Below are 21,346 nucleotides of genomic sequence, written 5' to 3' on the forward strand. Positions count from 1 at the left end.
CCCATATACGTTGACCAATTTAAGAGTAAAATAACAATGAAACCCGTTTGCATCGTCACTGGAGGCAGTTCAGGTATTGGACTGAGCGTAGTTCAAACCTTTTTAGCTAATGACTATCAGGTATTTAACTTAGACCTAAGTCCGTCTAATGAGGGTGAATTTTGCAAGTGCGATATCCGAGATCATCAAGCCGTTTCGGATGTGATCAATGCGATATGTGAACAACATAAAGTTGATGTTTTGGTTACCAGTGCAGGCATCCACTTTTCTGGCAATATTGAGAACACTTCTGAGCAAGAGCTTGATAACGTATTAGCGATTAATGTTAAAGGCGTTTATTCCGCAGTCAAAGCCGTATTACCAAATATGAAACAGCACCAAGCAGGCTCTATTATTGTTATCTCTTCCGACCAAGCATTAATTGCCAAAACAAATTCATTTGCTTATAACTTAAGTAAGACCGCGATTGCTTCAATCGCAAAAACCACCGCTTTAGATTATGCCAAGTTTAATATTAGAGCTAACGCAGTTTGTCCCGGCACAATAGAAACACCTTTATATCACAAAGCCATCGACAGTTATTGCGAACGCTCTGGTGCTGATAAGCAACAAATACACGCTGAAGAAGCGGCATTGCAACCGTTAGGAAGATTAGGGCAACCAGAAGAAGTGGCTGAATTAGTTTTGTTCTTAGCCAGTGACAAAGCCAAGTTTATAACTGGCAGTTTGCAGGTGATTGACGGCGGTTACACAACGCAATAACCATGATATCGATTTAAGCCTTAAAATATAAAGTAAAATCCATAAAAAAAGCAGTGTTTTCACACTGCTTTTTCCGTTCTGACATTAACGTTTACTTAACAATTGTCATTTCATCAATGATATTATTCGCACCATCAATATATTCCATAACCCATAACATGTAAGGAACACTTACGTGGATTGAGCGGTTATATGTTGGATCATAATCCCAGTCACCAATGATAGACTCATAAACCCCATCAAAGATAAGCCCTACAAATTCACCGTTCGCATTTAACGTTGCTGAACCAGAGTTACCACCGGTAATATCTAACGTAGTCATATAGTTAACTGGAACACTTCCTAACGCTTCTTTTTTATATGGTCCGTATTTTTTATCTTTTATCGCCGTGCGAATATTTTCAAATAAATCAAACTCATCATCACCTGGAACATATTTAGCTAACATACCTTCAAGCGTAGTAAACGGTGTAGCCGTTAAACCATCTTGTGGAGAATACCCTTTAACGTTACCGTAAGTGATACGTAAAGAGCTGTTTGCATCAGCATAAACCGCTTCATTTCTGCTTTTCTTGAATGCGATCATCGCTTCCATGTATGCAGGACGAGCTTGTTGTAACTTACCGCCAATTTCCTTTTCTTTTTCTTCTTCAGCCATGTCGTTATCAAACTGTGAAACGGCATATTGGATGAATGGGTCGTTACTTGCCTTAAATTCAGCAACTGATTTTTCCATCCAAGCTAAACGCACATCCGTCTTATCAAGTTCAGTTTTAGCGTACATTGACTCAATTTGAGCAGCAACTTTATCTGTATCCAATCCATTTTGTAAATTGAAAAACTTATCAAAGGTAGCATTACGTTGATCAGCTGGTAACTGGGCATATTCTTTAACAAAATGCATAAACAATGCTTTTTCTACTGTTTCATCGTAACGTTTATTCACGATTGACATATATTGACCAAAACGTTTCATATCACGTTCTTGAAAACCTTGGCGACGTTCTACATTCGGCTTTTGCTTCTCATGTGCTAAACGATATAAACCTTTAGCAACACTCATCATAGAGCTACGACCTAAATAGCCCATTACTATGTCGCCATCTTGTGTTTTATTAGACTCAACAATAAGCGCAGCTAAATTGTTAATCGCTTCACCGTATTTAGCTTTGCGTTTTTTGTCGGCATTAATCCACTTTGTTAAATCAGCTGTTAGCTGCTTTTTACGTTCTAACATGTCGCCTTTGTTAAAGCTTTCAATCATAGAGCCGTAATTTTTAGCGTAGTTAGCCAAACCAGCAATAGTACTTTCGTATTTAATACGCGCTTCACTGCCGTCTTCTGAGTTAGCTTTGATCACATCAATAAACTCTTCACGTAAACGTTTTGATGTTGGGTAAACATTGGTGAATGTTGACTCCACTTCTACGTCCGTACGGTAACGATTTGTTCTACCTGGGTAACCAAGAACCATTACGTAATCGTCTTTCTCAACACCGTTAGCATTTACTTTTAAGAATGCTTTTGGTTTAAACGGGACGTTGTCCGTTGAGTAATCAGCAGGCTGACCGTCTTTATTTACATATGCACGGTAAAAAGACCAATCGCCAGTGTGACGTGGCCACATCCAGTTGTCGGTATCACCACCGAACTTACCAATATTAGAAGGTGGAGCGTAAACTAAACGAACATCACGAATAGCTAATTGCTTAATTAGGAAGTACTCAGCACCACCGTGAAAGCTATAAACATTACAACGGTAGTCTTGTGAAGATTCACACTCTGCTACTAATTCTTTTTCACGTTTATCAATCGCATTAAAGTAATCAACGCCTTCTGCGCCTTTAGGGATGGAACCTTTAATATCTTTGGTCACGTCTGTTAATGATTCTGTAACATAAACACGAGCACTTGGAGAAGCTTGCGGTTCTTTATCCATTGATTTAGCAACAAAGCCATTTACCAATAGGTTATTTTCTTCCGTTGAATTGTGCTGAATAGAGCCATAAGCACAATGATGGTTAGTGATAACTAACCCTTGTTCTGATAAGAATGATGCTGAACAACCACCAAGACTTACAATGGCATTCATTGGGAATTGATCTAAGTCTGCCATTTTTTCAGGGTCTAGCTTGAGACCTGCCGCTTTTAATTTGTCTTTAATTTGTGCCAACTGATGTGGTTGCCACATGCCTTCGTCTGCCAATGCAGCACCAAATAATAGGGATGACGCAATAACCCCTGTGGATAAAAGTTTCTTAATCATGTTGTTCCTTTGCTTATGTAATAGGCTTGTTATAAACCAGCTCTTTTTGTCTTTGTTATTATTACCATAAGTCGCTGTAAAATAATGTCTAATGAGATAAATTACAGATTGTTCAAGATGAGAGATTTGTCACTAAATGTAGACACATTGTGCTTAGCCGTTTACAAATCTAAAGTAAACTAATGGCAGACAGCAGCAACGCTTTGCAATAAGATGAAAATATATTAACCAACTCTTAAATAGCTTTTACATAACTGATTCAATAACTATGAAAATCCTTGATCCTCATTTGCATTTATTTGATTTACAACTTGGCCAGTACTCTTGGCTAAAGCCTGAAAATGCACCTTTTGGGCTGGATAAAGCAGTAATAAACAAAAGCTTTTCACAGCAAGATTTAGTTGTGTCTGAGGAACATGAAATTGCGGGTTTTGTACATATTGAAGCTGGTTTTAATAATGACACTCCAAAAGAAGAAGTTGATTGGTTAGAGTCAGTAGTAACAAAACCATTTAAAACCGTTGCCTTTATTGATGTGACTTTGCCTGTTATTAAATTTGAGCAAGCATTAAATGATTTAATGTCATGTCAATCTGTAGTTGGAGTTCGTCATATTTTGGACGATGATGCCTTTGAAGTTTTATCTTTAGGGCAGGTTAAATCTAACTTTGCTTATTTAGCAAAGCATAACTTAAGTTTTGATCTACAAATGCCAATAACCGACGTTTTGGCATTAAACCAACTTATCTCCATTTTAAAACATTGCCCGACATTAAAAATCATTTTAAACCACGCTGGTTGGCCGCCAATAGCTGACTCACCAGAGTTATTAGCAAAAAGTGATTGGTATGACGCATTAAAGCAATTAGCTGCTCTGCCACAATGTGCGGTTAAATGTTCTGGCTGGGAAATGATAGATAGAGAATACGATGATCTTTCTGTTTTGTCTGCTGTGTCTCCTGTGTCTCCTGTGTCTACCGAAACATACACTTGGCAATCACATGTACTGAACCTTTGTCTGGAAGCTTTTGGACAAGAACGTGTGATGCTAGCCAGTAATTTCCCTCTGTGTTTGTTCCATTCTAGTTATCAAGATTATTGGGACAATGTAATAAACATACTCAATAATATGCCATTAACAGAAACAAAAAAGCAGGCGCTTGTTTTTAACAATGCCTGCTCTTGGTACAACTTAACTATTTAATTACTAACGTAAATAAAGTTAACTGCCTTATTTAACTGCTCTTACTTTACTGCTTTTATTTAACTGCTCTTACTTTACAGTGACGTGCGGTGAACGTTTAACCACTTCATCATTTAATTCAATGCCAATTCCCGGAGTATCTGGCGCTTGAAAAAAGCCGTCTACTGGCTGTGGGTCTTGGATACACAGTTCACGGTTCCAAGACTTAGTTGCATAAGTATGATGCTCATGAATTAAGAAGTTTGGTATTGCGGTTTCTAAGTGTAATGATGCAGCTGTTGCCACAGGGCCACCACAAACGTGTGCTTGAATACGAATATCGTAAACGTCTGCGTAATCACATACTTTTTTAGCTTCAGTGAAACCACCACATAAACCAACATCTGGTTGTAAAACGTCAATGCTTTGGTCTTCAAAATACGGACGTACATCCCAGCGATGATATAAACGTTCGCCACCAGCAATTGGCACATTTACACGGTCAGATACTTTTTTATGTACTGCGGCATTTAAGTAATTCACTGGTTCTTCATACATCATGCAGCCAACTTCTTCGACAATTGCGCCCATTTGAATTGCTGATGCGGCTCCCATTAATGAGTGAGATTCAAAGATAATATCCACATCTTCACCAACGGCTCCTCTGATGGCGCGTAATCTGTCACCAAACAAACGCATTTGCGGTTTAGTAAATAATTTAGTGCGGTCGAAAGAAGAATCACCATTTTGGTCATAAACAATTGGATCAACTTTCACTGCGTCGTAACCTTCTGCTACCGCTTTTAATGCAGCTTCTGCGTACTCAGCAGGTTCAATTAGTTTCTTAATATTTACATCCCAATCAAACTGTAATTGGCTGGCATAAGTGCGTAACTTGTCGTTGGTTTTACCACCTAATAGCTGGTAAACCGGAACACCAAAGGCTTTACCTTTTATATCCCACAATGCAGTGTCGATTGCGCTCATTGCTGAGTACAATACTGGTCCACCGCCTAATCCCCAAAAGCTTTCACGTAACATGCGCGACCATAACAATTCAGTATTAAACGGATTAAAACCAATTAATACCGCTTCTGCGATTTCTTTGATCATAGCCGCTGCGGCACTGTGTCCCCAGTCATAAGCTAATCCTGCTTCACCAACACCACTAATACCCTCATCTGTATGAATGCGGATAAATATTGGTGTCCAAGCAGGACGTTCTGGGCAATGTATATCGAATATTTCTACGTGAGTAATTTTCATTGGGTACTCTTATTAATTTGAGTTCTTGTTCATTAGCAAACTGTTTCTAATAACTATTGCTAATAACTATTAAATTATTGGTCAAAATCTGGATAAGTACGTTTTACTTTGCGCATCATGGCAGGCCATGCTTTTTGTCCGCCAGTTAAACCAGAATGAACTATGTTTGCCTGTGCTTTAATGCCATCGATAATTGTTTGATCAACTAAGATAGGTTCCATGTTCATGGACTTAACTTGAATTTGCACCTGACAAGCACGGATTAAGTCATACATATGCATGAAAGCATCACCAATAGTTAATCCCATTGTTAACGCACCATGATTACGTAACAACATAAAGTTGCAGCTGCCTAAGTCATCTTGCAGTCGTTTTATCTCGTCTTCGTTTACCGCTAAGCCTTCGTAGTCGTGATAACTCATTGAAGCCAAAGCAAACATTGAATACTGACTAAGTGGCAACAGCCCTTCTTTAACACTGGCTACCGCAATGGTTTCATTTGTATGAACATGCAAAGCACATTGATCTTCATGACGCGCTATATGCACAGCACTATGAATAGTAAATCCAGCGGGATTAATTTTAAACGGTGTATCTGGATCTACAATATTGCCGTTAATATCAATTTTCACCAAATTGGATGCGGTGATCTCATCAAACGACAAACCAAAGGCATTAATAAGCAAATGTTCTGTACCAGGAATTCGAGCTGAAACATGAGTGTGAATTAAATCATCCCAACCATGAATAACAAACAGTCGATAACAAGCTGCAAGCTCAACTCGAGTTTGCCACTCTTGTGCTGAAACTTTATTTTTTACATTAACCGAGGGTAAATCAAACATGCCAAACCTTAAACAAGTTAATAATGTTAGAACTTTAACTGACAGATAGCATTCTATAAAGAAAGATTTTCACTATGTTATGGGAAAAGTAGTAGTTTGTTGAAATAGCAGCTTGCTGTATTTAAATAGCGAATGGAATTCCGGCCAAACAGTTAACTATTTGACCGGAAAAACTGAGGAATGATAAATAAAGAGTTACGCTATTTGATAATCTTTACCGTCTTTGTCTGTGAAAGCTTTTTCAACATCCACACAGCGGCATAATTGATTACCAGCAGAATCCATGACTAATTCATCATCACTGCGGATCATACTAAACCAGCGTTTACTGTTATTAAGATTGTCATCGTTCGCCGCAGCTGCAGTGCCAAATATTGCTTTTGTTGTTTCAAGTTGAATGTCATCAATTCCAGCGATATCTTTAATGCCACGAGAGCCATTTTTGTTAAATATTAATTCAACATGAAAACCATCATTTTTTAATACAATAGAAGTAGGCTCATTTTTATGACCACTTAACGCAACAAACTGGTTTGGTGTAACTAAACCACTTTTTCTTCCGTCTGGGAAAAAAGCCAATAAATGTTTGTAGTAAATAACGTAGCTACTCACGTCTTGATGTGAACCTTGCTCTAATGGGAATACTTTATCTAAAAAGCTTTTTGAGTAGCTCATTAACTCAGTCATACGTTTTTCATTTAACGTGTTTAAGATTGATACTTCTTCATTGATAAAGCTATCAAAACCTAAACTCTCCAACTGATTTTTGTGTGTCGTTTTCTCGTTAGTTGCCATATTCATATTTAATTCCTCAATCTCTGTTATTTATTATTTTGGTTTACCCTATTGCTTGATTGTTAGTCTAATTCAACCTAAACTAAAATTTCACAATAAAAATTTTACAGTGTAAATTTTACAAATGAAACCAAATAAAAGCTTATTGAGAAAGTCACATTTCCTTGGCACTAAGATTAGAAATTTACGAAAACGTAATAAACTAACCATAGAAGACTTGTCAGCCCGTTGTGTCAGAATAGATCCTGAGTACGCACCATCAGTGTCGTATCTATCTATGATTGAACGTGGAAAACGTGTGCCTAGTATTGATATGCTTGAAGTCGTCGCTGGCGTATTTCAAAAAAAGGTAGAATGGTTTTTAGATGATGAAGCCGATCACCAGGATATTATTCCAGACAAAGGCAGCCGTGGTGGTATCAAAGGCATGCCTTTAGAGCCTAGCTTTTTGTTTTCTAATGACATACTACAAATTGCGATACCCGAAATGCTGTCACAAACAGGTATTTCTGGGCGTCAATTTGCTCAGCTATTAATTAGGGCTCATCAAGAAAATAATCAAAATCACTTCCCCGACTTAGAACGTGCTGCTGAAGAAGTTGGATTAAAGCGTATGCCTTTGAGCATAGATGAACTCGTTGCTATCACTAAACAACTTGGTTTAGTGATCAAGTGGTTTGATAAACTTCCTGCAGAAGCGGTAGATGAGTTAGGAATTCACTCAAAAAATGTGGTCACCTCTTATTTTGAACTGCCTAACAAGCTGTTATTAAATCGAATATTAAAAAAATTTCCACTACGGCTTAAATACGAATTAGCCGTGCATATAGGCCACGCCGTATTACATAATACTGATGGTGTAAAAAGTGTCATGTCTGTAGGTGGACATCAATTAAATAACCAAGAACAAATTAATCATGTTTCATCGTCAACCGTTGATCCACAAGATATGCTGCACGCTTGGCGTGACTTTGAATCAAGCTTTTTTGCTGGTGCTTTGTTGTGCCCAAAAGTGCCGTTTAGACAGTTATTAGACCGGCATGGTTACGAAATATCTAGCCACAAAGTTGCCGAAGTATCTGCGTCTGTTGCTATGCGCCGTATGACAGCAGTGTCTCCGTATGCCCACTGGCATTATTTTGATGCTTACTCTCCAGGGAAATTAAAAGCGGTGTATCGAGGCAATGGTATTCCACTGCCTTGGGGCAACATGCGCACCGTTGTTGATCCTTGCCAACATTGGGCGGTATTTAGAATGATAAACGCTCCCACCAAAGGTACATCCTCTGCACAGCTTTCTATTATGAATGTGGGGAATGAGCAACGAATTTATTGCTGTGAGTCTATCAATGTAAAAGATTTGGCCGGCAACAGTCATGTTGTATGCGCAGGAATTGATTTAAATCCAGCCATTGAAGCTCAAGGTAAAGATGCTTTATCAATTGCTTATGATCTAAAACAGCTTTGCGTATCTAAAGGTGGCTCTGCTACACCATCTAAAGCAATTAAGAGTGATTTAATGAGTGTGGCTAAGATACTCAATATTAATTGGGTAGAACGCGGAATAGAAAGCGATGCTAAACTAATTTGCTCAAGAGGGAATGTTTGTCCACGAGATCCTAGCTGTTATGATAAATAACAATCCCAATAAACCACCAATTATTTCATTGTGTAAATAAATGTTACAGTTAAGCAATGGAATTAATTACGCTTTATTGCTATACCTTTATATGAACTTACTTTATAGGTATTAACTCCTCCAATGCATCGATTTATCTTTACGCTAATTACTATTCTTTATTTATCTGTGCAAACAGTTAGTGCAAAAGAAATCGAGCTTTCTACATTTGAAACCAGTCCTATTGGTTCATATTTAACTTATTTTCTAGAAAAGAGTGACCAAAGACTATCTCTAAAAGATGCACAGCTAGAGTTTGATTTAGGGTCGACTTTGACTCAAAGTGGTCAAACTATTTCTAAAGGATTTAATGTTGAAACTACTTGGTTTAAAACAAGCATCAATAATAGTAATGCTTTATCCAGCCATTATCGTCTTTCAATAGAAAGTCCTTGGTTAGATTATATTGACGTTTATTTTGTTAATCCCAATGGCGAGGTAGAACATATCATTGGTGGTGATCACTTACCTATTTCAGAGCAGCCTATTTTTAGTCGATTTTTTGCTACCGATATGCAATTTGAGCAAGGCGTAACTGATTTATATATTCGTATACAAACAGAAGCCATCATGCCAGTCCCGATTAAGTTATCAACTTTAGCCGATGCAATAACCAATGATGGCAACGACAAATTTGAATATGGATTTTTATATGGCATTTTAGTCGCACTTGCTTTGTATAATCTTGTGCTATTTTTCTCCATTAGGAAAAAGATATTCGGTTTGTATGTACTGTATATTTCAGGCTTTGTGTTAAATAGTATGTCTTACACGGGCTGGCTATTTACATTTTATACTCCACATCATGGTGTACATTTCCAAGATTATGTCGATGTGTCATTGATGATCACATACAGCATAATTGGTTTGCACTTTGGTAGAAGACTTTTAGACACACACTTATATGCACCAAATCTCAATAAAGCTATAGCTAATATTTCTAACGCAATCCCTTTTATTATTTTAGGTCTTTTTGTTATGGACCAATTACATTTAGCCACTATTGTTGCTTTCTTATTTAATACCAGTTTTGCTATTTTAACTATTACATTAGGCATTTTAGCCGTTAGAGCCAAAGCATCGGCAGCCAACCTCTATCTTATTTCGTCTGTTACAGCCGCTATATGTGTCAGTGTATCTACCGCAGCTGTAGCGGGATTACTTCCGTACAATAGCTTTACATTTAAAGCTATTGAGGTGGGAATGGCATTTGAAGGAATTATATTAGCGGTTGCATTAGCTACTCGATTTAGGGATGCGCAAAGAGATAAAGAACGTGCAGAAGAACACGCGAGAAAAGATGAGTTAACAGATATATTCAATCGCCGCGGTTTTAAATATGCTACAGCTCAATTATTCCCTCGATTTAGACAAACCAATGAAAACTTTGCACTGTTTCTATTAGATATTGATAAATTTAAATTAGTAAATGACAAATTTGGTCATGCTACTGGTGATTTAGTGATAATCCAAGTTACCCGCTTAATTGATAAAACAATACGCACGGAAGATATTGTGGCTCGATGGGGCGGTGAAGAATTTATCGTCTTACTCGCAATAAAAGATGAAACTGAAGCCTTACTGCTTGCTGAAAACCTTCGCTGTGAGATTGAAAACTTAGAAACGCAATACTTTGATGAAAATGTAAAAGTAACCGCAAGTATAGGCGTTTCTATAACAAACTTTACTGGTAATAATCAGTTACGTTCAGATACGGAGATTTTTGAAAAAGCAATATCTAATGCGGATAATGCGTTATACCAAGCAAAATCTAACGGCAGAAATACTGTATGTTTTTTTAATGCTCAGAATATTGAAGGTATTACAGTGGCTGATAAAAAGAAAAAGCATACGACAAGCCATTCTCAGGTCCTCACTTAATTATACAGAGATCATTAGATCTCCTTCCTACTGCACAGTTAATTTCTAACTCAATATACGTAATACCAATATTATAGAGTGTCGATTCTTATCTGCGCTCAAATTCTAATTTCAATTTCTTATTTGCATTCATACTTGTTAAATTTTTGTACAAGATAAACCTTGCAACAAATACAAATGATAACTATTATCATTTGTATTGAATTTATCCTAATAAATAATTTGAGCAAGAGACGCTAATATGAAACATCACTTTTTATGCCCTAATCACCGTAAAGAACTAACGAATAAACCAACAATGGCTCTTAGAAGTTGGGCAAATACCAATGAAGCAGGGATCACACTTGCAGGGGGAGGACATCACTATGATGCACTTCCTCACTTAGGTTGTGCATTTGAAGTTGCCGAGATTATTTTAACTGAAAATTTTGTAGAGCAGAGCAAAGCCATAACCTTATTAACTGAGTCGGCTTTAACTCTATCTTCTAGTTTAAAAGTACTTGGGTATGAAGAACAACGTACGTCCGTTCTGCAGCTAACATTAAATAGGTTAAATAAAGTGAATAACGTTCGGAGTTTATTTGTAGAAAACCTAGTTCGTTTAGAGTACGCATTAACAATGACAAACACTTTGCATTAGGAGTTCAAATGAATTGTGATGATTGTAAACTTCAATTCAAACATAAAGGTAATTGCGAAAATTTAGAAAATGAGGATGCTAGCGATACTGACACCTATTATTCGTTAACTATAAAGTCAGAAACATTAGCACGTTTAATACAAAGACAGCAGCTGAGTATTGCAGACTTACACTGTATGGACAGTAGCACTAAACAATTTATTCAAGGTGTATTACTGCAATGTATTTTATGTAAAACGGTACAAAGCCAGATGGCTAGAACAAACGTAAAAACTTAACTTAAAATCACTGTGGCTACTGCGTAATTTTTTTCATCACTAATGGACAATAATACACTTGTTACTAACATAGTATTGGCCAGTTCTAACGCTTTGCCTGCTAGTTCAAGTTTTGGCGCGCCTAGCTCATTATTACTAGTGATAAAGTCATGAAATGATATCCCACGTCCAATTCCGGTTCCCAACGCTTTAGCGGCTGCCTCTTTAGCTGCCCAACGTTTGGCAAGATATCGTTCAGGCTGTGAATGCTGGTGATAAATAGCCAACTCAGATATAGCTAATATACGCTTAGCAAAACGTTCAGAGCTGGCATTAACACTCTCAACTCTAGCTATTTCAACTATATCTGTGCCTAGACCGATAACCGACATTAAATACCTTGCCTAGCTTCGTTCATTAAGGTTTTCATATCACGTACTGCCGTTTCTAAACCGTCAATTGCGGCTCTGGCTATAATAGCGTGACCTATATTTAACTCATATATTTCTGTAATTTCAGCAATAGGTTTTACGTTATGATAATGCAAGCCATGACCTGCGTTTACAATAATACCTTTGCTTGCGGCGTATTTAACACCGCGAACAATTCTGTTTAATTCTTTTTGTTGTGCTTCGTCCGTAGTGGCATCAGCATAGTGGCCAGTATGGATTTCAATATAAGGAGCTCCTGATGCAACAGCCGCATCAATTTGCCCTTCGTCGGCATCAATAAACAAAGATACTTTGGCGCCAATAGCTGCTAAACGACTTACCGCGTCGGTTACTTTTTCAAGTTGACCTTTAACATCTAAGCCGCCCTCAGTGGTTAACTCTTCACGTTTCTCTGGCACTAAACATACAAACTCAGGTTTTACTTCTTCCGCAATGGCGATCATTTCATTGGTAACGGCCATTTCTAAATTCATTCTGGTTTTAATAGTCTTGGCTAATACATAAACATCACGGTCTTGGATATGGCGACGGTCTTCACGTAAGTGAATCGTAATACCGCTAGCACCTGCATGTTCAGCCACAGCTGCGGCATGAATTGGATCTGGATAGTTAGTGCCACGTGCTTGTCTTAACGTTGCAATGTGGTCAATATTCACGCCTAAATGTAATTCTGCCATTTTATGCTCTTTCTTGTTTTGGGGCTTAATCTTTTAAACTTAGTGTTTTTAAATTCAGTATTTTTATTAAGCTTCTTTTAATTAAGATCCTTTAATTAGGATCATAAATTAAAGTAATTATGCTTTTCTAAACAACTCTCTAGATTTTAACGGCTTATCACCAAGATGGCGATGCAAACATGCCCTTAAAATCAACTTTGCTAATTTTAATTTGTGCGCCGATAACTTTTCTATCTCTAAATCTGTATTTAAAAACACATCTATATCTATCAAATCAGAACCAATTATTGCTCGTTGTGGTGTAGTGCTAAAAACAAAACCAGAACCTGCTAATAATTCATAATACTTATTCGCTTTAATATCAGCATCCGAATGTAAGTCATAATCAAAGCTAATGCCATAACCAAGCATAACCAAAAGACGATATTCAAACTGGCGTAATATTGCTTCTAAATACATTGGAGTATACGAGTCTACTTCACGTTCAGAGCTATGTTGTAAGTGAGATAGTGCATAATTATACAAAGGAAACAGTTCATCATATTGGGCATCTGATTTACATAAACGACATAAAATTTCGTTAAGATAAAATCCACAAAATAACGATTTACTCTTTAAGCGGATATCAGCTGACTCAGAATTAAGCTCAACAGATTTTAAACTGTGTAAACCGCGGCCTAATTTGTATTTAATGGTAAGAGGTCTAAATGGTTGTAATAAAGCGGTGCGAGCTGAGTTTTTTTTACCACCTTTACTGGCGATAATAGATAACCGCCCTTCACCTTCAACCAGAAATTCAATAATTAATTGGTTTTCTTTGAACGCGCGGGTATGCAGGATAAAAGCTTGTTTGGATTCAAGTTCAGCATACATAAATTATTAATTTTCTTATTTTAATCTGCTTTTACAATATTTTATTTGCAAAGAGTTGAATCAATAACCCAATAAAAAGAGGCTTAGTAACATTCTACTAAGCCTGCTCAATTTATTTAATCTTCGCCGTAGCCTAATGAACGTAAGGCACGTTCATCGTCAGCCCAACCACTTTTAACTTTAACCCAAAGCTCTAGGTAGACTTTTTCTTCTAATAGTTTTTCTAAATCTTGACGTGCATCGCGGCCTATAATTTTAAGCTTTTCGCCTTTAGCACCAATAACCATTTTTTTCTGGCCTTCGCGCTCAACTAAGATCAATGCATTAATACGCCAGATTTTTTCGTCCCATTTAAATTGTTCAATCTCAACGGTAACGGAATATGGTAATTCTTCACCAAGAAAACGCATCAGTTTTTCACGAACAATTTCCGCAGCCATAAAGCGCGATGATCTGTCCGTTACATCATCTTCTGGGAAGAAGAATGGATTTTCTGGTAAATAGTCAGAAACTAAATCTTTGATAGCTTGTACGTTGGTGCCTTTCTCAGCTGAGATTGGAATAATTTGCTCAAAGTTATGTTTAGCCGATACTTTTTGTAAAAACGGCATTAACTCTTCTTTGTGCTTTATTTCATCAACTTTATTGATCAATAACACAACAGGTTGTTTTGAACGAATGATCTTATTTAATACCATTTCGTCGTCGTCATGCCATTTCATAGCTTCAACAACAAACAAAACTAACTCAACATCACCTAATGCACTTGATGCTGCTTTGTTCATTAATTTGTTAATCGCACGTTTTTCTTCTTTATGAAGTCCCGGTGTATCAACATAAATAACTTGTTCATGATCTTCAGTATGGATACCTAAAATACGATGACGAGTAGTCTGTGGCTTCTTAGACGTAATACTGATCTTCTGCCCAAGAATATTATTCATTAAGGTAGATTTACCAACATTTGGTCTACCGACAATGGCAATTAAACCACAACGTTTTGGGTCCGATAAATCCGCACGATTATTTAAATTTTGTAACAATGCGTCTAATTCGGCTTGTGACTGTCCTGATTTACTCACCTTTTACTACCTCTAATGCTTTTCTTGCAGCTGCTTGTTCTGCTTTTCTACGACTCGTTCCGGTTGCCGACAATAATTTTCCATTGTCTAAGGTGCAACTGATCTTAAATGTTTGATTATGAGCCTGACCGGAAACCCCCGCCACCTCATAAGTTGGTAACGGCCTTTTTCTAGACTGTAGCCATTCTTGTAATTGTGTTTTTGGATCTTTTAATGCATTACTAGGATCGACTTGCTTCAATCTTTCATCTAACAATTTTAGTACAAATGTACGGCATTGCTCGATATCTGAATCTAAATACACAGCACCTATTATCGATTCAATAGCGTCTTCCAAAATAGAGTCACGGCGACAACCTCCGCTTTTCATTTCACCAGGACCTAATAATAACCAGCTACTAATGTCATATTCTTTAGCAATTTCAGTTAAGGTTTGCCCTTTAACCAATTGCGAACGCATTCTAGTTAATTCACCTTCGGTTGCTTTTGGGAATGCAAAGTACAACGCTTCTGCGACAAACATCCCCAATAAGGCATCTCCAACGAACTCTAAACGTTCATTATGAGCGCCTTTAAAACTACGATGAGTCAGTGCTTGTATAAGCAGTGACTCATCGTTGAATTGATAACCTAATAATTTAGCCAACTGGCTATAATTTGTTTTAATCAATCTAATCTCTTGTTTTATTAATTTAATAATTTATTACGTTTATTTAACTGAGCCTAAACGTGAAAAACGTACATCCACAGGAACCCAGTTTGGTAACCAGTCAATTGCACCGTCGTTATAAACAAAGCTCATCCAAATGAACACTGCTTTACCAACAAGTTGATCTTCACGAACAAAACCCCAAAAACGACTGTCTTGGCTATTGTCACGATTATCACCCATCATAAAGTAATGCCCTTCAGGAACTAACCATTCGTTTGCTTTGCCATTAGCTTGCACAAACGGGTATTGATACTCACGGTTAATGTTAAACAAAATGTTATGTTTTACATCACCTAAAAGCTCTGAACCTAATGCAACAGTATCGCCGTATGGATTAATCTCGTAAACAGATTCAGACTCCATAGCCACAACTTTTAATTCTTTACAGTGTTCTGGATCGCGTTCACAACTTGGCTGAATAGAGATTTGTTTATTGTTATAAACAATCCTATCACCAGGCAAACCAACCACACGTTTAATGTAGTCTAAACGTTCATCTTCTGGATATTTAAACACTGCAATATCGCCACGAGACGGTGTATCCATTTCAATCAATTCACTACGCCAAATTGGGTCATGAACACCATAGGTATATTTTTGCACTAAGATAAAATCACCCACTAACATAGTTGGCATCATAGAGCCCGATGGTATTTGAAACGGTTCAAATAAAAACGAACGGAATATTGTAATGATAAACAAAATAGGAAAAATCGATTGTGCAGTTTCAGCCAATACAGGTTGAGGTGCTATTTTTTCCAATTCGTCTAATTCTATATTTCCGGCTGTGCTAGCTTGCGCAATCGCGATACGTTCACGACGTGCAGGGGCATATAATTTGGCATCGATTAACCAAATAAAACCACAGGCGACGGTAATAACTACTAAAAATATTGCAAAGTATCCGGCCATTTATCCTAACCTTTTTTATTTTCCGATCTTCAATATGGCTAAAAACGCATCTTGTGGTAATTCAACATTACCGACTTGTTTCATACGTTTTTTACCATCTTTCTGTTTCTGTAAAAGTTTTTTCTTACGGCTAATATCACCACCGTAACATTTTGCGATTACGTTCTTTCTTAATTGTTTAACGGTTGTTCTGGCGATAACATGAACACCAATAACCGCTTGAATTGCGATATCAAACATTTGACGAGGTATTAATTCTTTTAGCTTATCAGCTAATAGACGCCCTCTTGATTGTGAAAAGTCTCTGTGACAAATCATTGCCAAGGCATCAACTCGTTCACCATTTAACAAGATATCAACTCTTACCATATCCGCTTCTTGGAAACGGGTAAAGTTATAATCTAATGACGCAAAGCCACGACTTGTTGATTTTAAGCGGTCAAAAAAGTCCATTACCACTTCAGCCATTGGTAAGTCATAACTTACTGAAACCTGTTTACCATGGTAACTCATGGCCGTTTGTACACCGCGTTTTTCGATACACAAGGTAATAACATTACCTAGGTATTCTTGCGGTACTAATATGTCAGCTTTACAAATTGGCTCACGAACTTCAGCAATATCATTTACCACTGGCATTTCTGACGGGCTATCAATACTGTGTATAGTGCCGTCTTTGGTTAATATTTCGTAGTTAACCGTTGGTGCTGTAGTAATTAGGTCAAGATCGTATTCACGCTCTAAACGCTCTTGTACAATTTCCATGTGCAACATACCAAGGAAACCACAACGGAAACCTAACCCTAGCGCACCTGAACTTTCTGGCTCATAAAACAATGACGCATCGTTAAGACTTAATTTGCCTAAAGCATCACGAAAAGATTCATAATCGTCAGAACTAACAGGGAATAGACCAGCATAAACCTGAGGCTTAATTTTTTGAAAACCAGGTAATGGATCAACAGCAGCATTAGTGGCTAAAGTAATAGTATCGCCCACTGGTGCACCTAAAATCTCTTTAATACCAGCAATAATAAAACCAACTTCACCAGTACCTAAAATACCTGTATCGGTTTGTTTTGGAGTAAATATACCTACTTTATCTACTTGATGAGATTCACCAGTAGACATAATTTTTAATTTGTCGCCTTTACGAATAGAACCATGTTTTACACGAACCAAAGAGACAACGCCTTGGTATGGGTCAAACCAAGAATCTATGATTAACGCTTGTAATGGTTTTTCTGGATCGCCTTCTGGTGGCGGAATATTAAGTACGATGTCTTCTAATACATCTTCAATACCTAAACCAGTTTTAGCTGAACATTGCACAGCACCAACTGCATCAATACCTATGATATCTTCAATTTCTTCAGATACACGGTCAGGATCAGCCTGTGGTAAATCTATTTTATTTAAAATAGCACGGACTTCTAAGTTCATTTCTATCGCGGTATAACAGTTTGCAACTGTTTGCGCTTCAACACCTTGACCGGCATCAACAACTAATAATGCACCTTCACAAGCTGCAAGGGAACGTGATACTTCATAAGTAAAATCAACGTGTCCTGGAGTGTCGATAAAGTTTAGTTGGTAAATTTCACCATCTTTGGCTTTGTAGTTCAAAGTAACACTTTGCGCTTTAATGGTAATACCACGTTCGCGTTCAATATCCATTGAATCTAAGACTTGTGCCTTCATTTCGCGATCAGCTAAACCTTCACAGAATTGAATAAGTCGGTCTGAAAGTGTGGATTTACCGTGATCGATGTGGGCAATAATAGAAAAGTTACGAATGTTCTTCATAAATAGTGTGATATACCTGTGACGTTGCTATACAAGGTGCGTTTGAAGAAGAAAACAAACAGCATAAATTATTTTCGATACAGCTCAAATTAGCTATATAACCAAAGGGCGAAATTTTACACTGATTTAACCGCTCACTCCAACTCTTTATGCTGGATCAGTTAAGTTTATCGATAAATAGTGACAAGATCGTGGGATAAAGGAAGTTGATCAGTCTAATTCAATGACAGCCTTGACCATTTTACCGTCATAAATACGAATAAGCACTGCTTGGTACTTATCTACATCTGAATTATTTAATAACTTTTTGGCTAATAAAAAACCTAAAAAGCCACCTAAAAATGTGGCTAAAATAACGTGACCTTCTGTTATTTCTAAAAACTGAGGGCCCAAAAGCTGTGTGGCAATCGCTGAAAATATAGCGATAAGTAATGGCATTAAGTACAAATAAAACGAGCCTTGTAACAAACTTGATTCTGGAATGCCAATTTCCACCGACTCATCAATTTTTGCATTTAAGGTATTTTTTACTTTATTAATAACGCTTTTGCTAGAAAATGCTTTCGCTATCGTACTTGTTCCGCAATTACTTTTTGCAGCACAAGCATTACACGTCGACTTAATGGCGGTTTCAACAAACAACCAACCATCTTGAATATCTACCACACGTCCAATTTCTTTGATCATAACTAGAGACTTTTCACTGAAGATGCGACTTTATATGCGGTTTCCGCAGGAATAGTTCCCACTACAGTCACATCAAAACCATCCGAACGAACCATCACAAATGACATGGCACCTTCTTGCAACACTAGCGGGCTGTTAAAGCTATCTAACTGTCTTTGAACATAAACAGAAAACTCTACAAGTCCGTCACTATATAAATAGTAATCTGACACTTCACGAGTTATCGATAAATGATGTCTATCACTTTTTATTAGTGAGAAGCTGCTAGGTATCCAGCTCATATTCCAATTATTGGTTTCTTGATGTGTGGCAATTAATGAACTTGGAGGTTTAGGTAATTTATGTTCACTAAGCTTAATTATCTCTTCAGTCGGCTCTAAAAATACAGATAAATGCGTCATTAAAATTTGCTCAATGACTTCACCTTTTTTATTTACAAAGGCCATTCTTAAAGGTAATGCACTTTCTACATCAACCCAAACCCAATAATTATAGGCCGTATCATCAATTGACTCTATGCGTATCAATTGCGCTGAGCGACCACCAATTTGGTTTTTACTTACCATTACAAACTGATAACTATCAGATAACTGTTCTATATCTTGATAAAAAATAGGAGGGATAAACTTACGGATACTGTCACTTTCAATACTATAAGCCTCTTTGTTTGGCTCAATAAAAGTAACAGTTTGATTATGTCTTAGATTACTAACACCAGTACCAATTAAAGGAGAAATAGCTTCAACCTCTAACACTTTTCCACTATCAGCCTCGTCGACGATAACACCGTGAAGCCAATTATAAGATTTAGTCTTATCAGCTTTCATGGTAACAATACCAGCTTGGAAATTAGATTGGGTTAATGCAGATTTTAATTTTTCTAACCAAAATTTAGCATTAACTTTTTCGCCCGATGCCATAACTTGAACATTGGCGGCTAACTCCGGATTTTCAGTGTTTAGTGTAAGAGCTGATTTTGCTGAAACATTACCACTGAAACTGATTGCGCTAGTAAAAACCACTAACATTAAAAGTTTATTCAAGTTAATGGATGTAAGCTGATTTAAATCTAAAAAATAACGGTACATAACAGAATAATTTACCTTTAATAAAAACGAACGCCCGTTGTATAACGAGCGTTTTTAGAAATAACTGAAAGGTATGATAACGAATTTAATTAAGGTTCGATAACTTTTTTATCTTCGTTTATTTCTTCTACTGCTTTCTTATCATCGATTACTTTTAATTGCTGTTGATGATCGGCAATTAATGCATTAATACGCGATTGTGTCATTTGACTCGCTGATGGTTTGTTTTGAACCCCAGTTGAGCCTAAACTCACAGGCGCAACACCGCTAACTAAAGGAGTAGTTTGTGCAACTGGCGCACTATACTCGCTATTTGATTGCGACATATTATTTACACCAATTATAGCAACAAGTGCCACTGAAGCGGCAATAGCAAATTGTGCACTACTGCGGCCAGATGAACTTTGTCCAAAGTCTTTAACTTTCTGAGTCATACGTGAGCGCCAATTAGCATGAGTACTAATATCAACAACACTAGACTTTTCAGTCTCTGTGTTTTCTTCAACAACTTCTTGCTCAACGTTTGCAATAGCGGCTTGTATACTCGCAGCAAAACTATCGTTAGTTTCTAACACTTGCTCATTTCTCATTACATCGCCAATTAGGCTGTAACGAGTAAATACATCAACATCATCAGCTTTTTCTGATGTTTGTTGCAAAGCATTTTCTAACTCAGATTGATTAACTTCATCATCCAATAGGGCTGAAATAGATTCTAAATGTTTGTTCGTCATAAAATGACTGACTCCCAGAGTATTACTACGTATTAAACAAAAACTATTACGGCTAACTTAACGTTAAACTAACCATAGCTATTAATTACTTTACTGATTTTCTATTAAAGGTTGCAACTTTAAATCAATTGCATCCCGCGCTCTAAAAATTCTAGAACGAACCGTTCCGATTGGACATCCCATTGCATTGGATATTTCTTCGTAACTCATGCCATCTATTTCTCTGAGTTGAATTGCCACCTTAAGTTCCTCAGGTAAGCTTTCAATCGTATCAAAAATGACATGTTTAATTTCTTCGGTTAACGCTAAATGCTCTGGTGAAGCGTTTTCACGCAATGCTTCACTAGTTTCATAATATTCAGTTTCTTCAGCATCAACATCTACAGTGTAAGGTTTACGACCTCTTGCCATTAAATAATTTTTGGCGCTGTTTACCGCTATTCTGTATAGCCAAGTATAAAATGCAGCTTCACCTCTAAATCCAGGCAATGCTATATATGCTTTAATAAATGCATCTTGAGCTACGTCTTGTACATCTCCGTTATTACCTAAATAACGAGAAACTAAGCTAATTATTTTGTTTTGATATTTGCGGACTAACAAATCAAATGCCGCTTTATCACCTGCTTGTGCTTTTCTTACTAAGCCTAAATCTTTTTTCTGCTCGCTCATCGAGCTACTACTCCCAGATTTAATATTGGTATAAGATACTAAACATCTTATTTACACCATTTCGTACAGGTATTCTAA

21 protein-coding genes are annotated in these 21,346 nt (G+C 37.1%); 6 read left to right on the forward strand and 15 right to left on the reverse strand.

Annotated elements, in window-relative coordinates:
• The first annotated feature begins 36 nt into the window (after positions 1 to 36).
• The gene (locus Q0940_RS07055; protein ID WP_299266185.1) at positions 37 to 762 is read left to right on the forward strand and encodes an SDR family oxidoreductase; all 726 of its coding nucleotides are present in this window, start codon (positions 37 to 39) and stop codon (positions 760 to 762) included.
• 91 nt (positions 763 to 853) lie between these two features.
• Here the strand turns inward: Q0940_RS07055 and Q0940_RS07060 are convergent, their stop codons facing one another.
• Positions 854 to 3,028 carry a S46 family peptidase gene (locus Q0940_RS07060; RefSeq protein WP_299266188.1) on the reverse strand — a complete coding sequence of 725 codons (2,175 nt, stop codon included), beginning with the start codon at positions 3,026 to 3,028 and terminating at the stop codon, positions 854 to 856.
• 268 nt (positions 3,029 to 3,296) lie between these two features.
• Here Q0940_RS07060 and Q0940_RS07065 point away from each other — a divergent pair, with 268 nt between their 5' ends.
• The gene (locus Q0940_RS07065; RefSeq protein WP_299266192.1) at positions 3,297 to 4,232 is read left to right on the forward strand and encodes an amidohydrolase family protein; all 936 of its coding nucleotides are present in this window, start codon (positions 3,297 to 3,299) and stop codon (positions 4,230 to 4,232) included.
• Between the two features lie 69 nt (positions 4,233 to 4,301).
• Here the strand turns inward: Q0940_RS07065 and Q0940_RS07070 are convergent, their stop codons facing one another.
• The 3 genes from Q0940_RS07070 to Q0940_RS07080 form a co-directional block, all read right to left on the reverse strand.
• A complete protein-coding gene (locus tag Q0940_RS07070) occupies positions 4,302 to 5,477 on the reverse strand; it encodes a mandelate racemase/muconate lactonizing enzyme family protein (RefSeq protein ID WP_299266195.1) in 1,176 nt (391 codons plus the stop codon).
• Between the two features lie 74 nt (positions 5,478 to 5,551).
• Positions 5,552 to 6,322 (reverse strand): class II aldolase/adducin family protein, encoded by a 771-nt coding sequence (locus tag Q0940_RS07075; protein WP_299266197.1) that lies wholly within the window; start codon positions 6,320 to 6,322, stop codon positions 5,552 to 5,554.
• A gap of 195 nt (positions 6,323 to 6,517) precedes the next feature.
• Positions 6,518 to 7,123 (reverse strand): malate synthase, encoded by a 606-nt coding sequence (locus Q0940_RS07080; RefSeq protein WP_299266200.1) that lies wholly within the window; start codon positions 7,121 to 7,123, stop codon positions 6,518 to 6,520.
• A gap of 118 nt (positions 7,124 to 7,241) precedes the next feature.
• Between Q0940_RS07080 and Q0940_RS07085 the strand changes: the two genes are divergently transcribed.
• The 4 genes from Q0940_RS07085 to Q0940_RS07100 all read left to right on the forward strand — a co-directional run bounded on the left by Q0940_RS07085 (position 7,242) and on the right by Q0940_RS07100 (position 11,594).
• Positions 7,242 to 8,756: a DUF3612 domain-containing protein gene (locus tag Q0940_RS07085; RefSeq protein ID WP_299266203.1), complete on the forward strand. Its 1,515-nt coding sequence runs from the start codon at positions 7,242 to 7,244 to the stop codon at positions 8,754 to 8,756.
• Between the two features lie 123 nt (positions 8,757 to 8,879).
• Positions 8,880 to 10,676, forward strand: a complete 1,797-nt coding sequence (locus Q0940_RS07090; protein ID WP_299266206.1) for a diguanylate cyclase — start codon at positions 8,880 to 8,882, stop codon at positions 10,674 to 10,676.
• A gap of 241 nt (positions 10,677 to 10,917) precedes the next feature.
• Positions 10,918 to 11,316: a hypothetical protein gene (locus tag Q0940_RS07095; RefSeq protein WP_299266210.1), complete on the forward strand. Its 399-nt coding sequence runs from the start codon at positions 10,918 to 10,920 to the stop codon at positions 11,314 to 11,316.
• 8 nt (positions 11,317 to 11,324) lie between these two features.
• Complete coding sequence (locus Q0940_RS07100) at positions 11,325 to 11,594, forward strand: hypothetical protein (protein WP_299266213.1); 270 nt, start codon at positions 11,325 to 11,327, stop codon at positions 11,592 to 11,594.
• Here the strand turns inward: Q0940_RS07100 and acpS are convergent.
• From acpS to rpoE, 11 genes are all read right to left on the reverse strand, one after another.
• Positions 11,591 to 11,965: a holo-ACP synthase gene (gene acpS, locus Q0940_RS07105; RefSeq protein ID WP_299266215.1), complete on the reverse strand. Its 375-nt coding sequence runs from the start codon at positions 11,963 to 11,965 to the stop codon at positions 11,591 to 11,593. The two genes, Q0940_RS07100 and acpS, sit on opposite strands and share 4 nt — an antisense overlap.
• Positions 11,965 to 12,702: a pyridoxine 5'-phosphate synthase gene (gene pdxJ / locus Q0940_RS07110; protein WP_299266218.1), complete on the reverse strand. Its 738-nt coding sequence runs from the start codon at positions 12,700 to 12,702 to the stop codon at positions 11,965 to 11,967. Before pdxJ ends, acpS begins: the two co-directional genes overlap by 1 nt.
• 117 nt (positions 12,703 to 12,819) lie before the next feature.
• The gene (gene recO / locus Q0940_RS07115; RefSeq protein ID WP_299266221.1) at positions 12,820 to 13,575 is read right to left on the reverse strand and encodes a DNA repair protein RecO; all 756 of its coding nucleotides are present in this window, start codon (positions 13,573 to 13,575) and stop codon (positions 12,820 to 12,822) included.
• A gap of 116 nt (positions 13,576 to 13,691) precedes the next feature.
• Positions 13,692 to 14,618, reverse strand: a complete 927-nt coding sequence (gene era, locus Q0940_RS07120) for a GTPase Era (RefSeq protein ID WP_299266540.1) — start codon at positions 14,616 to 14,618, stop codon at positions 13,692 to 13,694.
• Between the two features lie 31 nt (positions 14,619 to 14,649).
• Positions 14,650 to 15,333 carry a ribonuclease III gene (gene rnc, locus Q0940_RS07125; protein ID WP_299266543.1) on the reverse strand — a complete coding sequence of 228 codons (684 nt, stop codon included), beginning with the start codon at positions 15,331 to 15,333 and terminating at the stop codon, positions 14,650 to 14,652.
• A 33-nt stretch (positions 15,334 to 15,366) separates the two neighbouring features.
• On the reverse strand, positions 15,367 to 16,281 hold the full coding sequence (gene lepB / locus Q0940_RS07130) for a signal peptidase I (protein WP_299266226.1): 915 nt from the start codon (positions 16,279 to 16,281) through the stop codon (positions 15,367 to 15,369).
• Between the two features lie 15 nt (positions 16,282 to 16,296).
• On the reverse strand, positions 16,297 to 18,087 hold the full coding sequence (lepA, locus tag Q0940_RS07135; protein ID WP_299266229.1) for a translation elongation factor 4: 1,791 nt from the start codon (positions 18,085 to 18,087) through the stop codon (positions 16,297 to 16,299).
• 210 nt (positions 18,088 to 18,297) lie between these two features.
• Positions 18,298 to 18,774 carry a SoxR reducing system RseC family protein gene (locus Q0940_RS07140; RefSeq protein ID WP_299266231.1) on the reverse strand — a complete coding sequence of 159 codons (477 nt, stop codon included), beginning with the start codon at positions 18,772 to 18,774 and terminating at the stop codon, positions 18,298 to 18,300.
• 2 nt (positions 18,775 to 18,776) lie between these two features.
• Entirely contained in the window at positions 18,777 to 19,862 is a 1,086-nt protein-coding gene (locus Q0940_RS07145) for a MucB/RseB C-terminal domain-containing protein (protein WP_299266234.1), read from the reverse strand.
• A gap of 89 nt (positions 19,863 to 19,951) precedes the next feature.
• Positions 19,952 to 20,596 (reverse strand): RseA family anti-sigma factor, encoded by a 645-nt coding sequence (locus Q0940_RS07150; protein WP_299266237.1) that lies wholly within the window; start codon positions 20,594 to 20,596, stop codon positions 19,952 to 19,954.
• Between the two features lie 90 nt (positions 20,597 to 20,686).
• The gene (gene rpoE / locus Q0940_RS07155; RefSeq protein ID WP_299266240.1) at positions 20,687 to 21,268 is read right to left on the reverse strand and encodes an RNA polymerase sigma factor RpoE; all 582 of its coding nucleotides are present in this window, start codon (positions 21,266 to 21,268) and stop codon (positions 20,687 to 20,689) included.
• Positions 21,269 to 21,346: the final 78 nt, after the last annotated feature.

This window comes from uncultured Psychrosphaera sp. (genome assembly GCF_947500655.1).
Lineage (GTDB): Bacteria > Pseudomonadota > Gammaproteobacteria > Enterobacterales > Alteromonadaceae > Psychrosphaera.

What these genes read in the sequence shown, in the direction of transcription:
- Q0940_RS07055 (WP_299266185.1), top strand. Translation starts at nt 37, where the DNA reads ATGAAACCCGTTTGCATCGTCACTGGAGGCAGTTCAGGTATTGGACTG.
- Q0940_RS07060 (WP_299266188.1), bottom strand. Translation starts at nt 3,028, where the DNA reads ATGATTAAGAAACTTTTATCCACAGGGGTTATTGCGTCATCCCTATTA.
- Q0940_RS07065 (WP_299266192.1), top strand. Translation starts at nt 3,297, where the DNA reads ATGAAAATCCTTGATCCTCATTTGCATTTATTTGATTTACAACTTGGC.
- Q0940_RS07070 (WP_299266195.1), bottom strand. Translation starts at nt 5,477, where the DNA reads ATGAAAATTACTCACGTAGAAATATTCGATATACATTGCCCAGAACGT.
- Q0940_RS07075 (WP_299266197.1), bottom strand. Translation starts at nt 6,322, where the DNA reads ATGTTTGATTTACCCTCGGTTAATGTAAAAAATAAAGTTTCAGCACAA.
- Q0940_RS07080 (WP_299266200.1), bottom strand. Translation starts at nt 7,123, where the DNA reads ATGAATATGGCAACTAACGAGAAAACGACACACAAAAATCAGTTGGAG.
- Q0940_RS07085 (WP_299266203.1), top strand. Translation starts at nt 7,242, where the DNA reads ATGAAACCAAATAAAAGCTTATTGAGAAAGTCACATTTCCTTGGCACT.
- Q0940_RS07090 (WP_299266206.1), top strand. Translation starts at nt 8,880, where the DNA reads ATGCATCGATTTATCTTTACGCTAATTACTATTCTTTATTTATCTGTG.
- Q0940_RS07095 (WP_299266210.1), top strand. Translation starts at nt 10,918, where the DNA reads ATGAAACATCACTTTTTATGCCCTAATCACCGTAAAGAACTAACGAAT.
- Q0940_RS07100 (WP_299266213.1), top strand. Translation starts at nt 11,325, where the DNA reads ATGAATTGTGATGATTGTAAACTTCAATTCAAACATAAAGGTAATTGC.
- acpS (WP_299266215.1), bottom strand. Translation starts at nt 11,965, where the DNA reads ATGTCGGTTATCGGTCTAGGCACAGATATAGTTGAAATAGCTAGAGTT.
- pdxJ (WP_299266218.1), bottom strand. Translation starts at nt 12,702, where the DNA reads ATGGCAGAATTACATTTAGGCGTGAATATTGACCACATTGCAACGTTA.
- recO (WP_299266221.1), bottom strand. Translation starts at nt 13,575, where the DNA reads ATGTATGCTGAACTTGAATCCAAACAAGCTTTTATCCTGCATACCCGC.
- lepB (WP_299266226.1), bottom strand. Translation starts at nt 16,281, where the DNA reads ATGGCCGGATACTTTGCAATATTTTTAGTAGTTATTACCGTCGCCTGT.
- lepA (WP_299266229.1), bottom strand. Translation starts at nt 18,087, where the DNA reads ATGAAGAACATTCGTAACTTTTCTATTATTGCCCACATCGATCACGGT.
- Q0940_RS07140 (WP_299266231.1), bottom strand. Translation starts at nt 18,774, where the DNA reads ATGATCAAAGAAATTGGACGTGTGGTAGATATTCAAGATGGTTGGTTG.
- Q0940_RS07145 (WP_299266234.1), bottom strand. Translation starts at nt 19,862, where the DNA reads ATGTACCGTTATTTTTTAGATTTAAATCAGCTTACATCCATTAACTTG.
- Q0940_RS07150 (WP_299266237.1), bottom strand. Translation starts at nt 20,596, where the DNA reads ATGACGAACAAACATTTAGAATCTATTTCAGCCCTATTGGATGATGAA.
- rpoE (WP_299266240.1), bottom strand. Translation starts at nt 21,268, where the DNA reads ATGAGCGAGCAGAAAAAAGATTTAGGCTTAGTAAGAAAAGCACAAGCA.